Source organism: Pannonibacter sp. CBAS1226 (genome assembly GCF_055685825.1).
Genome location: NZ_JBVOUO010000011.1, coordinates 61,571 through 74,013 on the forward strand (window position 1 = coordinate 61,571; position 12,443 = coordinate 74,013).

A 12,443-nucleotide genomic window follows, 5' to 3' on the forward strand; every position below is an offset into this window, starting at 1 on the left:
CCGTCCCTACCGGAAATAGACGGCAATCCGGTGGCCGTTGATTTCCTGAACGGTGAAGGGGCAGCCGAAGATGGCGGTGAGGACTTCGGGGCGGATGATCCCGGATGGGGGGCCCTGAAGCGCGGCGCGGCCGTTCTGCATGACGACGATATGGTCGGAGTAGCAGGAGGCGAAGTTGATGTCGTGCAGCACCACCACCGCCGTCTTGCCGAAGTCATCCGCCGCCTGGCGCAAGAGCTTCATCATGGCGACGGAATGGCTGATGTCGAGGTTGTTCAGCGGCTCGTCGAACAGCATGTAGCCGGTGTCCTGCGCCAGCACCATGGCGACGAAGGCCCGCTGGCGCTGGCCGCCGGAGAGTTCGTCCAGAAAGCGGTCGCGGAGGTCCGTCAGGCCGAGATAGGCGAGCGCCTTGTCCACCTCGGCCCGGTCTTGCGCCGTCAGCCGCCCCTTTGAATAGGGGTAGCGGCCGAAGGAGACGAGATCGGTGACGGTGAGCCGCGCCGTCATCTGGTTGTCCTGCCGCAGCATGGACAGGCGCCGGGCCAGCACCTCGCCGGAGGTGTGGGCCACATCCAGCCCATCGACCAGCACGCTGCCCTGATCCATCGCGGTGAGCCTGGCGATCATGGACAGCAGCGTCGATTTGCCCGCCCCATTGGGGCCGATGATGGAGGTGAGCCCGCCCTTCGGCAGGTCGAGGGACACCCCGTCCACCACCAGCGTGTTGCCATAGCTCTTGCTGACCTGATCGATCCGGATCACCGCCGCGCCCCCTTGAGCAGAAAGAAGATGAAGAACAGCCCGCCTGCAAATTCGATGACGATGGCAAGCGCCGTGCTGAAACTGAGCAGCCGCTCCAGCACCGTCTGGCCCGCCACAAGGCAGATGATGGCAATGAGCACCGCCGCAGGCAGCACATGCCGGTGGCGGCCGGAAGGCATCAGCAGATAGGCAAGGTTCGCCGTCAGCAGGCCGAAGAAGGTGACGGGCCCGACCAGCGCCGTGGACACGGAGACAAGCACGGTGATGATCATCAGCACCTGCCGCGTCACCCGCCTGTGGTCCACCCCCAGCATGATGGCGCTGTCCCGCCCCAGCGCCATCACGTCGAAGGTATGCCCCAGCCGCCAGGCGGCAAGGCTCGCTCCGGCAATCATCAGGGCCGAGACGCCCAGCAGCGTGCCATCCACCGAATTGAAGCTGGCAAAGAACCGGTCCTGCAAAACGACGAATTCGTTCGGGTCAATCACCCGCTGCAGGAAGCCGGCAAGGCTGCGGAACAGGGCACCAAGCAGGATGCCGACCAGCATCATCAGATGCAGGCCCTTGATGGCCCCGGAGAACAGCAGCTGGAACAGGATCAGCGAGAAGCCGGCCATGATGGCAACTTCGCCAACGAACAGCAGGCGCGGGTCCATGGCCGTCACGAAGGCCGAGCCGAGAGAGAACACCAGCACCGTTTGCAGCAGCACATAAAGCGCATCGAAGCCCATGATCGAGGGCGTCAGGATGCGGTTGTTGGTCAGCGTCTGGAACAGCACCGTGGACACGGCCACCGCATAGGCCACCAGCACCAACGCGGCGAGCTTCTGTCCCCGGAAGGGCAGGATGAAGGACCAGCCGGCCTTGACGCCGAGCGTCATGAAGGCGGTGGCGGCGGCGAGCGTCAGGACACCCAGCAGCAGCAGCACGCCAGCGGGCGTCAGCCGCCTTGCGCCGGTCTGATACAGGCGCTCAAGCCGCATGGGAGCGCCTCCGCAGCAGCAGGAACAGGAAGAACACGCTGCCCACCACGCCCAGCACGGAACCGGCCGGGATCTCGAAAGGCGCATTCACCGTGCGGCCGATCAGATCGCACAACAGCACCAGCAGCGCGCCGGTGACGGCGATCAGCGGCAGGGTGCGGCGCAACCGGTCGCCCAGGGCCATGGCGACGAGATTGGGCACGATCAGCCCGACGAAAGGCACCACGCCCGCCGTGACCACCACCGCAGCGGTGACCATGGCCACGATGAAGAGCCCCAGCAGCAGCACCTGCCGGTATTTGAGGCCGAGGCTGACGGCGAAATCCTCGCCCATTCCGGCGAGGGTAAAGCGGTCGGCGGCCACATAGGCGGCGATGGTGAGCGCCAGGCTGAGCCACAGCACCTCGTAGCGGCCGCGCAGCACGGCGGAAAAATCGCCGCTGGTCCAGGCGCCGAGGGTTTGCAGCAGGTCGAACCGGTAGGCAAGGAAAGCGGTGACGGCGCTGATCACCCCGCCCAGCATCAGCCCCACCAGCGGCACCATCAGGGCCGAGCGCAGAGGAATGCGCTCCAGAATGGCGATGAAGAGGAAGGTGCCGGCCAGCGCGAAGGCGCCGGAGACGAGCATCTTGGCCATGACCGGCAGGTCCGGCGCGAAGAACAGCACCAGCAGCATGCCCAGCGAGGCCGATTCCACCGTGCCTGCAGTGGAGGGCTCGACAAAGCGGTTGCGTGCCAGCATCTGCATCAGGGTTCCGGCCACGGCCATGCCTGCGCCCGCCAGAATGAGGGAAATGGTGCGCGGAATGCGGCTTTCGGCCAGCAGCATCAAGGCCCGCTCATCCGCCGCACCGCTGACCACACTCCAGAAGGAGACGGGGCTGGCACCGGTGAACAGGCTGGCTATCGCAAGACCGAAGGTCAGGAGAGAGGCTGGCAGCAGGAATTTCAAGGCAGGGTCCTGAAAGGATTGCGGCGGCTGCGCCCCGGAGGAGACGCAGCCGCCTGACACGCTGGCAATCAGAGGAAATTACTTGCCGCTGAAGGCAGCGTTCAGCTGGTCTACCGTATCCTGCATGGCGGTGATGCCACCACCAATCAGATACCAGTTGGCCGCATTCAGGTAGACCACCTGTTCCTTCTGCCAGGCCGTGGTCTGGCGGACGATTTCGTTGTCGAGAAGCTGGCGGGCGGCATCGCCTTCCCGGCCGATGGCGGCATCACGGTCCAGCACGAACAGCCAGTCCGGATTGCGCTCGAGGATATATTCAAAGGACGCTGGCTGGCCGTGGATGCCGATCTTGATGCTGTCATCGGCCTGTTCCAGCCCGTACTCGGCGAAGATCTGGCCGAAGCGGGAGCCCTTGCCATAGGTGGCCATCTTGCCGCCGGTGGTGAGGATGAACAGGCCCTTGCCTGCGCCTGCCGTCTTGCCCTTCAGCTCCTCGACGGAGGCCTGATACTTCGCGGTCAGCTCGTCCGCCTTGTCCGTCTTGCCGAAGAGGGCGGCCAGCGTCTGGAGGTTCTTCAGGGCCGAGCCGGTGAAATCCTCGAAGTCCACCGACAGGTCGATGGTGGGCGCGATCTTCGCCAGATCCTCATACTTGGCGGCAGAGCGGCCGCCAACGATGATCAGATCCGGCTGCGCGGCGGCAACGGCTTCAAAGTCCGGCTCGAACAGGGAGCCGATCTTCTGGTACTTGTCATCGGCATATTGCGCCAGATGGCCCGGCTTGTTGCCGCCCGGCACCCCGGCCACTTCAACGCCAAGCGCCGTCAGCGTGTCCAGCGCGGCCATGTCATAGACGAACACCTTGGCCGGGACCGCAGGCAGCGTCAGCTCGCCCTTGGCGTGGGTCACCTTGACCTCGGCAGCAGCGGATCCCGTCAGCGCGGCGGAGAGAACCAGAGCGCTGGCAAGGCCAGCGGCAAGCCGCTTCATGGAGAACATATGCGTCATTTCCTGAACCTCGCAGCGGCAGCGCTCACGCCAGTGTGACGGCGGCAGCGCCTTGCCTGAACAACATAAGTTGAGTTTCTAAATCCACTTATGTAGAGCCTGCTGCCAAGGGTCAACGCGCATCATTTTGAGCAATTCCAATTTGCGAAAAACGCAAATCCCCCTCCTCAATCAAGCGCTCGGGCAGAAGGCAGCACACAGGTGGACATTGGCCGGATGAAATTGCTGATCGCGCTGGATGCGCTGCTGCGGGAGGGCAGCGTGTCGGCCGCGGCGGCCAGCATGGGGATGCAGGTCTCGGCCATGAGCCGGATGCTGGCACAGCTGCGCGAGTTCTACGGCGACCCGCTGCTGGAGCGCACAGGGCAAGGCATGCGCCCGACGCCCTTTGCCGAAGCCCTGCGGCTGGAGGTGCGCGGGCTGGCCAATGATGCCGAACTGCTGCTGGCCCGCACGCCGGACAGTGCATCCACCCTGCCCTGGGGCAGCCACCATGGGCCGGGCTCCAACTCCGCCCGGATGCTTTCTCCGCATCAGGCAACACCGCTGGCAACCCCGCTGGCGCCGGGCTCCAGCGCGGCGGACCGGCTGGCAGGCGAGCCCTCGCCGCAGATGATTGCCGAGCGGATGGCGCTGATCGGCCATGCCTCGGCCCCCAGCCAGCGGCTGGCCAAATACATCGCCAGCATTGCCGCCGGGCCGGGCCGCACCCGGCCACTGACGCAGGAAGAGGCCCGCGATGCCCTCGGCATCGTGCTGCGGGCCGAGGCGGACCCGTTCCAGACCGGCGCGCTGCTGGCCACCATGCAGTTCCGCGGCATGACGGCGGTGGAGCTGGCCGGCTTTGCGCAGGCGGTCCAGCTGCATGCGGCAGGCCCCGGCACGGGGGAGACGGCGGAAGCGGCAGAGACGGCGATGGCCGATCTCAACTGGCCGGCCTATCTCTCGCCCCGGCTGCGCACCGTGCCGTGGTTCCTCCATGCCGCCCGTCTGGTGGCCATGGCCGGACACAGGGTGCTGGTGCATGGCTTCGGCAGCAACATCGCCTCGGGCATCCTGCTGCAACAGGCGGCGGAGGCCGCTGCCATTCCCGTGGCGGACAGTCTGGAGAACGCAAGGCAGGCGCTGGCGCAGGAGGGCATCGCCTATCTGCCCGTCACCGCCTATTGCCCGCAGCTGGCGGGCCTGCTTGCCCTTTATCCGGCCTTTGAAATGCGCACGCCGGTCAACACCGCCGTGCATGTGCTCAATCCGGGCGGCGCCCCCGCCGCGATGCTGGGCGCGGCACAAACGTCCGACCGGGAGCTGTTCCGCACCGCCGCCGCCCTCACCGGCTGTCTGGACGCAGCCGTCACCGGCGCCAACCGCGACTTTGCACAGGTGACGCCGGACCGGCCGACGCCGGTGTTCCGCCTGACCGGCGGAGAGGAAGCCCGCTTCACCCTGCCCTCGACGCCCGCGAGCCGGATGCCGATCCCCGCCGCCCTCACCCAGCAGGAATACTGGCTGGCCGTGTGGACGGGCGCAGCGCGCGATGAGCTGGCGGAAGCGGCCATCGTGAAGACCGCAGCCCTCGCCCTGATGACCCTGCGCCGGGCACCGGAAGCGGAGTTTTCCGCCTGCCTCGAGCACGCCGCCACCCTCTGGCGCAACCGCCCGCGCCAGCTCCGCCCGGCCGTTGCCGATGCCGCCAGCGTGCGAAAGCCATAGAGCGGGGACAGTGTTTACAACGGACTGCCCGTCAGGCGCCCCGGTCATGGCTTTAGGAAAGCCTGCGCTCTGGTCATTCCGGCACGGCTTTTCAGTCCCCTCCTCCCCGTGGGGCTACCGGATTCACACATCAGGTTCGAACACCGCCCGCAGTGATGCATTTGCTTTTCAGGAGGACGCCTGCCGCCCCCCTCCCCCTGGTGGGGAGGGGTAAGGGGTGGGGGGCTCTGAGCCGAAAATCTCATGAAATACAGATAGATGCCTGGAGAGACATCAAGAAGAACGGCTGTCCGGAACCAATGGATACTCTGCCAGACTGAAAGGCCTTCCCCCCACCCCTAACCCCTCCCCACCAGGGGGAGGGGGGCTGAAACGCCGTGCCAGAGTAACCAGACTGCTGGCTGTCTCCACACCCTCTCCGGCTCAAAGCACGATGTGTGCATGCAGCAGCCCTCAAGGCCGAGGATGACGATGGAGAGGCCTCAGGATTGTCAGAGATCTGCAGCGGCAATTTTTCAAAGGCAAAGCCTGCTTCCGGAATAAATCTCGATATATCTTGATTTTCGATATATCGAGAATATATCTGGAGCCATGAGACACAGACATCCCCACCGTCATCGCGGCCATGGCCCTCATGGCGGCCCCCACGGCGGCCCGCATGACGGCACGCACGGCACCCTGCACGAAGGCCATCCCGGCGGGCACCGCCGGGGCGGCGGACACCGGCGGCTGTTCGACTATGGCGAGCTGCGGCTGCTGGTTCTGGCATTGATCGCGGAAGAGCCGAGGCACGGCTATGAGCTGATCAAGGCCATCGAGGACCGGTTTGCCGGCAGCTACAGCCCCAGCCCCGGCGTCATCTATCCGACGCTGAGCTGGCTGGAGGACATGGGCTACAGCGCCATCACGGTGGAAGCAGGCGGACGCAAGCGCCACAGCATCACCCCCGAAGGCGAGGCCTTCCTCACCGCCAACAAGTCCCTGACCAGCGAACTCATGACCCGTGCCCGCGGCGGCATGGGGCGCGGCTGTGCCCCCGCGCCCGTGGTGCGGGCCATGGAAAACCTCAAGACCGCCCTGCGCCTGCGGATGCGCGGCGGAGAAATTGACCCGGAAACCGCCCAGAAGATCGCCGCTGCCATCGATGCAGCCGCCCTTGCCGTGGAGCAAAGCTGATGACGACTGAAACCACCACCCTCTCCACCCGCCGCTGCGTCGTGGAAACTGACAAGGCAAGCCGCTACCTGCAGCAGCTGTGCAAGCACTTCCAGCACAAGATCCCGGCCGAGTTCGACGCCGGACAGGGCAAGATCACCTTTCCGATGGGCGTGTGCACGCTGAAGGCCGAGGGCACGGTTCTGACAATGGACGTCACGGCCGCAGACAGCGCCGCCCTCGACCGGCTGCAAGACGTTGTCGGCAGCCACTTCATCCGCTTCGCCTTCCGCGAGCCACAGGAGCTTTCCTGGCAGGCGGCCTGAGCGGAACCCCGTCCGGCACCCCAGCGCGAACGGCATGGCGGCGGAACGGATCTGCGCAGGTCAAAGACGCCGCACAGGCTTGACCAGTTCCCGGAGAGTCAACCTCACCGGGAACTGACATCAAAAGCTGTGAAAGAATTTGCCATATCTGAAAAATTGAAATATTCGCTCTTTAATTTTATCGATAATCTCCTTCAATCGAAAAATTACCTAAGCAATTACACTATTATCATTATGTATATGCCGTATAAATACGCCATACCCCTGTTTGGTTTGCGGACTTAAGACCCTATTAATTTCACATTTCCATAAGTTTCTCCTACGTCAGCTAAAACAAGTGCTGACTGATCGGAGCTATTATGAAGATTCATTCCTTGAAGACACGGATTGTGGTTCTGTCGACCGCTTGCCTTCTGGCTGCGACAGGGGTGCTGGTCGGGGCAAATTTATATTCCAGCAAGATGAGCAATGCCGAAGTCGCCACGCGGATCGACAGCCTCCTCAACGAAAGCTCCCGGCAGGGCCTGTTGCAGCTGGCCGGTTCCAAGGCGGAAGTTATCCGCAGTGAAGTCACGTCCGCCTTCATGGCTGCCCGCGGCATGGCAAAATCCATCGAGGTGATTGCAGCCGCAGGGCCGGATTCGACCGCGCCGGACAAGCGGCGGGCCCAGCTCAACGGCATCCTCCTGTCCGTTCTGAAAGACAATGAACTCTTCAACGGCACCTATTCGGCGATCGAGCCCAATGCGCTGGATGGTGCCGATGCGCAATATGCCGGCAATGCTGCCGTGGGCTCCGACAAGACCGGCCGGGCCCTGCCCTACTGGACGCGCGATGCGGCGGGCAAGATCGACGTGCAGCCGCTGGTCGAATATGACAGCGCCGACAAGCACGCCAACGGCCTGGTGAAGGGCGGCTGGTATCTCGGCCCGCAGAAGACCGGGCAGGAAAGTGTCCTCGCCCCGCTCCCCTATATTGTGCAGGGCAAGTCCGTCTTCCTCGCCACCATGTCGGTGCCCATCACCGTGGGCGGCAAGTTCATCGGCGTCGCCGGGGCTGATTTTGATCTCGCCTTCGTGCAGAAACTGGCCGAAACGGTCAACATGGCCACCTATGACGGCAAGGGCAGCGTCACCATCGTGACGGAAGCCGGCCTGATCGTGGCCTCAAGCGAAAGGCCGGATGCCATCGGCGCGTCGGTCAGCAGTCTTGGCCCCGTCTGGACCGAGAACCTCGGCAAGATGACCAGCGGTACGGCCATGGTCGATTATGACGCCGCCACCCATCAGATGAAGGTCTATTCGCCCATCGCTCTGGGCCGCACCGGGGCAAACTGGGCCATCGTTCTGTCGCTGCCGCAGGCGGTGGTGATGGCGGAGGCAACGGCGCTCAGTGAGTCCATGGCCAGCCGCGTTGCCTCTGACACCTGGACAGGCATTCTCGTGGGTCTTGCCGTCGCCTTTGCCGGCATCACCGCCATGTGGCTTGTCGCCCGCAGCATCACCAATCCCATCCAGAAGCTGACCGGCGCCTTGCAGAGCATGGCACGCGGCACGGTTCTGGCCGAGATCGAGGGTGCGACCCGCCGCGACGAAATCGGCGATATCGCCCGCGCCGTCGATGCAATCCGCGAGCAGGCCGCCATTGCTGCTGACCAGAAGATGCGGGAGGAAGAGGCCGAGCGCGAGACAAGAGACGCCGCCCGGCGCCAGATGATGCAGCGGCTGGCCCGCGACTTCGAGCAGAAGATGGGCGGCCTCGTCAAGCAGGTTGGCTCGGCCGCCGGAGAACTCGCCTCTTCCGCCAGCGGCATGGCCGAACAGGCCAAGCAATCCGCACAGCAGGCCGACAGCGCCATGGCAGCCACGAACTCGTCCAACGAAAGCGTGCAGGTGGTGGCAGCCGCAGCCGAAGAGCTGTTCACCTCGATCCGCGAGATCGGCAGCCTCATCCAGCGCTCGGGCGATGTGGTGAGCGAGGCAGACCGCCATGCCGGGTCCACCCATGGCATCGTCACCTCCCTGTCGGAAACGGCGGGCCGGATCGGGTCGATCATCGACATCATCCGCGACATCGCCAACCAGACCAACCTTCTGGCCCTCAACGCCACCATCGAGGCGGCCCGTGCCGGAGAGGCCGGAAAGGGCTTTGCCGTGGTGGCCAGCGAGGTGAAGGCCCTCGCCAACCAGACATCGCAGGCGACGGACGAAATCGGCGGCCAGATCGAGGCCATGCGCCTTGCCACCGGCAATGCCGTGGAGGCCATCAGCTCGATCCGCCAGGTGGTGGGCGACATCCGTCAGGCGGTGACCTCCGTCGCCGGTGCCGTGGAAGAGCAGAGCGCAGCCACCAGCGAAATCTCCCGCTCGGCCCAGTCCACCGCACAAGGGACCATGTCCGCCGGCGAAAGCGTCGGCAGCGTTCAGGTCAGCATCGCCCGCACGGATGAAGCGGCGCACAGGGTGCTGAAACTGACGCATCAGCTCAACGGCAACACCGAAGACCTGCGCAACGGCGTCGCAGCCTTCCTCGCCGAACTGGACGCCGCCTGATCCGGGAGGCAGCAGAGCACGACGCCGGCTCTCCCCGGCACGGCGTTTCAGCCCCCCTCCCCCTCGTGGGGAGGGGGTAGGGGTGGGGGGAAATGCCTTTCCGTCTGGCAGAGTGTCCATTGATTACAGTCAGTTTCTCCTCTCCTGCCCCTTCAGGAAAACATATTTCTTTCATATACTTGCAGGCTCAGAGCCCCCCACCCCTTACCCCTCCCCACCAGGGGGAGGGGAGCGGAGAGGCCCTGCCACCATGCAGACACATCACTGCGGTCTGCTTATGTGCACTCAGTAGCCTCAAGAGGACAAAGGGGCGCTGCGGCGAAACGAGGGCCAAATCCTCCTCCTTGCGCCAGCAGCCAGCACCGCCCCCCTGCACAGGCGTGATCACGCAGTTCATTGACAAGACAGGCGGGGCAGTGGATCAGGGTGTCATCAGATCCGGCCTCCGGTTCCCGTGCGGACGGCAGGCCTGTGCCCCGGCGCTTGCAGGAAAAGACAGACCGATGACCACGCCCGTCCAGCCGCAGCATGACACGACGCCTTCCGTGAGCCCGCTCGCCCGGGAAAAGCTCGCAGCCCTGGGGGAGCGGCGGTTCAACGTGGCCATCATCGGGCTTGGCTATGTCGGCCTGCCGCTGGTGCGGGCCTTCTGGCGGGCGGGGTTCGAGGTCACCGGCTTCGACATCGATCCGCCCAAGATCACCTCGCTGATGGCGGGAAAGTCCTATATCCGGCATTTTTCCGATGAGGACGTTGCAGCCATTGCGCAGAGCGGCCGCTTTCATGCCACCTCGGACATTGCGGATCTGGCCCGCGCCGATGCCATCCTGATCTGCGTGCCGACGCCCCTGACCCGGCACCGGGAGCCGGACATGTCCTATATCGTCAGCACGGCGGAGCATCTGCTGCCGCATCTCAAGGCCGGGCAGACGGTGATCCTGGAATCCACCACCTATCCCGGCACCACGCATGAGGTGCTGAAGCCCATTCTGGAGCGCTCGGGGCTCAAGGCGGGGCGCGATTTCTTCCTCGCCTTCTCGCCGGAGCGCGAAGATCCCGGCAACCCGAACTATGAGACCTCGACCATTCCGAAGGTCGTGGGCGCCGATGACCCGGACAGCCGGGCGATTGCGATTGCGCTCTATCAGGCCATCGTCCAATCCGTCGTGCCGGTGAGTTCGGCAGCAACGGCGGAGGCGGTGAAGCTCAGCGAGAACATCTTCCGCTCAGTCAACATCGCCCTCGTCAACGAGCTGAAGGTCATCTACGACCGCATGGGCATCGACATCTGGGAGGTGATCGAGGCGGCCAAGACCAAGCCCTTCGGCTACATGCCCTTCTATCCCGGCCCCGGCCTCGGCGGCCACTGCATCCCGATCGACCCCTTCTACCTGACCTGGAAGGCGCGGGAATTTGCCATCACCACCAAGTTCGTGGAGCTGGCGGGCGAAATCAACACCGCCATGCCCGATTACGTCATCACCCGAACGGCCGAAGCCCTCGACGAACGCTTTGCCAAGGGCCTCAACGGCTCCCACGTGCTGATCATCGGCGCGGCCTACAAGAAGAACGTCGATGACATGCGCGAGAGCCCGGCGCTGGTGCTGATCGAGCGGCTGAAGCTGCGCAAGGCAACCGTCGAGTATCACGACCCTTACGTCCCTGCCCTGCCCAGCACCCGCAAGCACAAGCCGCTGATGGGCATGAAATCGCTGGACCTGAACGCGGAAACCCTTGGGCAGTTCGACGCGGTGATCATCGCCACCGACCATGACTGCATCGACTATCAGGCCCTCGTCAGCGCCAGCAAGCTCGTCATCGACACCCGCAACGCCACGAAAGCCGTGACGGAGCACCGGGACAGGATCGTGAAGGCGTGAAGAGGGCTAACGTATATTGGCCTTGATCCAGCCCGGCCAGTTTACAAGACCGTGATCAGCGGCGATTGCAATCGCGCCGGGGGGCACACGATCGCAAAACAGGATGACGTTCATGCAGTCCCACCGCGCGCTTGGAACGATGAGGCCATCGAATTCCAGAAAATGCGCAACTTCGGCAATATCCTGCGAGCGGGGGTATTCGTCAGAGGCACGGTCATAGGACAATTGCCCGTAACGGGATGTCTCAAGGCCAAGACGCTGCAATGCGCCGAGGTCCACCAGTTGAAGTGCGTTATCGAGCTTCACATCCAGCTCGTGCACCCCGTATTCCACCTTCGACGGGAAGACAGGCTGCCCGCGCCCGAGATGGAAGTACATTTCCGCGATCGCCCCATCGCGCTGCTGCGACGTGTAGAGCACGTCGAAGGTTCCGTCGTCCCACCGGCCGCCGGAACGTGCACAGTCAACCGGTGACCGTCCCTTGCGGACCACCCGCCATACCGTGCCTTCGAACCGGACAGGCGGAAGCGCTTCGATCGCATCGATGAGTGCACTGTCCCGGCTTCTGCGCGTGTGAGCCATGCTTCATACCAAGGTTTTCGATGCTGACGCATCACGCCTTGAAAAGGCTCACGCGCCACAGGAGCTTGACCAGCTCCAGATGAAGCAGGCTCATCGGGAACTGGTATTACAGGAACACCTCGTTATCCAGCCGGTCGATGACCTTCAGCACTTCGATGGCACGGTCCTGATGGATAAGATCAATCGCCCGCTCGCCATTCAACTGGGAATGGCGGGCATAGAGCCAGGTCCGGATTTCATCAGCCGAGTAATAGTCCGTCAGACGGGTCACGATATAGTGCAGATCAGAGAGTATCAGCTCGTTGCGCGGCTGCGGCTTGATATCACCGGCGCGCCAGCGTGAGACGGTGGCTTTCGACACGTCCATGATATTGGCAATGTCGGTCCCCTTCAGGCCACCGGCTTCGCCAATTTCATTCAGAAATCTTGGTACTGCTCCCTGCATGATCATTATCGCATCTGCTGAATTTTACCGGAATAACCTGAAATTGACGGCCCGGACTTGCGGGACCGCAGAAGGCGGTGACGTT

At 63.9% G+C, this 12,443-nt stretch carries 11 protein-coding genes; 5 read left to right on the top strand and 6 right to left on the bottom strand.

Annotation, left to right across the window (positions count from 1 at the left end):
- Positions 1-6: 6 nt before the first annotated feature.
- The 4 genes from AC0CMF_RS22280 to AC0CMF_RS22295 form a co-directional block, all read right to left on the bottom strand.
- Entirely contained in the window at positions 7-765 is a 759-nt protein-coding gene (locus AC0CMF_RS22280) for an iron ABC transporter ATP-binding protein (protein ID WP_374630876.1), read from the bottom strand.
- A complete protein-coding gene (locus AC0CMF_RS22285; RefSeq protein ID WP_374630874.1) occupies positions 762-1,748 on the bottom strand; it encodes an iron chelate uptake ABC transporter family permease subunit in 987 nt (328 codons plus the stop codon). Before AC0CMF_RS22285 ends, AC0CMF_RS22280 begins: the two co-directional genes overlap by 4 nt.
- Positions 1,738-2,700 carry an ABC transporter permease gene (locus AC0CMF_RS22290; RefSeq protein ID WP_374630873.1) on the bottom strand — a complete coding sequence of 321 codons (963 nt, stop codon included), beginning with the start codon at positions 2,698-2,700 and terminating at the stop codon, positions 1,738-1,740. The genes AC0CMF_RS22285 and AC0CMF_RS22290 overlap by 11 nt, the downstream gene beginning before the upstream one ends.
- A gap of 78 nt (positions 2,701-2,778) precedes the next feature.
- Positions 2,779-3,699, bottom strand: coding sequence for a siderophore ABC transporter substrate-binding protein (locus AC0CMF_RS22295; RefSeq protein ID WP_374630871.1), 921 nt, complete (start codon positions 3,697-3,699; stop codon positions 2,779-2,781).
- Between the two features lie 225 nt (positions 3,700-3,924).
- Between AC0CMF_RS22295 and AC0CMF_RS22300 the strand changes: the two genes are divergently transcribed.
- From AC0CMF_RS22300 to AC0CMF_RS22320, 5 genes are all read left to right on the top strand, one after another.
- A complete protein-coding gene (locus AC0CMF_RS22300; RefSeq protein WP_374630869.1) occupies positions 3,925-5,418 on the top strand; it encodes a glycosyl transferase family protein in 1,494 nt (497 codons plus the stop codon).
- A gap of 591 nt (positions 5,419-6,009) precedes the next feature.
- Positions 6,010-6,594 (top strand): PadR family transcriptional regulator, encoded by a 585-nt coding sequence (locus AC0CMF_RS22305; RefSeq protein WP_374630867.1) that lies wholly within the window; start codon positions 6,010-6,012, stop codon positions 6,592-6,594.
- Complete coding sequence (locus AC0CMF_RS22310) at positions 6,594-6,899, top strand: DUF2218 domain-containing protein (RefSeq protein ID WP_374630865.1); 306 nt, start codon at positions 6,594-6,596, stop codon at positions 6,897-6,899. Before AC0CMF_RS22305 ends, AC0CMF_RS22310 begins: the two co-directional genes overlap by 1 nt.
- Before the next feature lie 359 nt (positions 6,900-7,258).
- On the top strand, positions 7,259-9,451 hold the full coding sequence (locus AC0CMF_RS22315) for a methyl-accepting chemotaxis protein (protein ID WP_374630863.1): 2,193 nt from the start codon (positions 7,259-7,261) through the stop codon (positions 9,449-9,451).
- A gap of 503 nt (positions 9,452-9,954) precedes the next feature.
- Positions 9,955-11,331 carry a nucleotide sugar dehydrogenase gene (locus AC0CMF_RS22320; RefSeq protein ID WP_374630862.1) on the top strand — a complete coding sequence of 459 codons (1,377 nt, stop codon included), beginning with the start codon at positions 9,955-9,957 and terminating at the stop codon, positions 11,329-11,331.
- Between the two features lie 6 nt (positions 11,332-11,337).
- On the opposite strand, the gene AC0CMF_RS22325 is transcribed toward AC0CMF_RS22320, so the two are convergent.
- Together AC0CMF_RS22325 and AC0CMF_RS22330 are read right to left on the bottom strand one after the other, a co-directional pair.
- Entirely contained in the window at positions 11,338-11,913 is a 576-nt protein-coding gene (locus AC0CMF_RS22325; protein WP_374630860.1) for an RES family NAD+ phosphorylase, read from the bottom strand.
- A gap of 106 nt (positions 11,914-12,019) precedes the next feature.
- Positions 12,020-12,364, bottom strand: coding sequence for a hypothetical protein (locus AC0CMF_RS22330; RefSeq protein ID WP_122521552.1), 345 nt, complete (start codon positions 12,362-12,364; stop codon positions 12,020-12,022).
- Between the last annotated feature and the right edge of the window lie 79 nt (positions 12,365-12,443).

Bases quoted from the DNA above. Each gene is read 5' to 3' on its own strand.
- AC0CMF_RS22310 (WP_374630865.1), top strand. From the start codon at position 6,594: ATGACGACTGAAACCACCACCCTCTCCACCCGCCGCTGCGTCGTGGAA.
- AC0CMF_RS22320 (WP_374630862.1), top strand. From the start codon at position 9,955: ATGACCACGCCCGTCCAGCCGCAGCATGACACGACGCCTTCCGTGAGC.
- AC0CMF_RS22315 (WP_374630863.1), top strand. From the start codon at position 7,259: ATGAAGATTCATTCCTTGAAGACACGGATTGTGGTTCTGTCGACCGCT.
- AC0CMF_RS22295 (WP_374630871.1), bottom strand. From the start codon at position 3,699: ATGTTCTCCATGAAGCGGCTTGCCGCTGGCCTTGCCAGCGCTCTGGTT.
- AC0CMF_RS22285 (WP_374630874.1), bottom strand. From the start codon at position 1,748: ATGCGGCTTGAGCGCCTGTATCAGACCGGCGCAAGGCGGCTGACGCCC.
- AC0CMF_RS22325 (WP_374630860.1), bottom strand. From the start codon at position 11,913: ATGGCTCACACGCGCAGAAGCCGGGACAGTGCACTCATCGATGCGATC.
- AC0CMF_RS22330 (WP_122521552.1), bottom strand. From the start codon at position 12,364: ATGATCATGCAGGGAGCAGTACCAAGATTTCTGAATGAAATTGGCGAA.
- AC0CMF_RS22305 (WP_374630867.1), top strand. From the start codon at position 6,010: ATGAGACACAGACATCCCCACCGTCATCGCGGCCATGGCCCTCATGGC.
- AC0CMF_RS22300 (WP_374630869.1), top strand. From the start codon at position 3,925: ATGAAATTGCTGATCGCGCTGGATGCGCTGCTGCGGGAGGGCAGCGTG.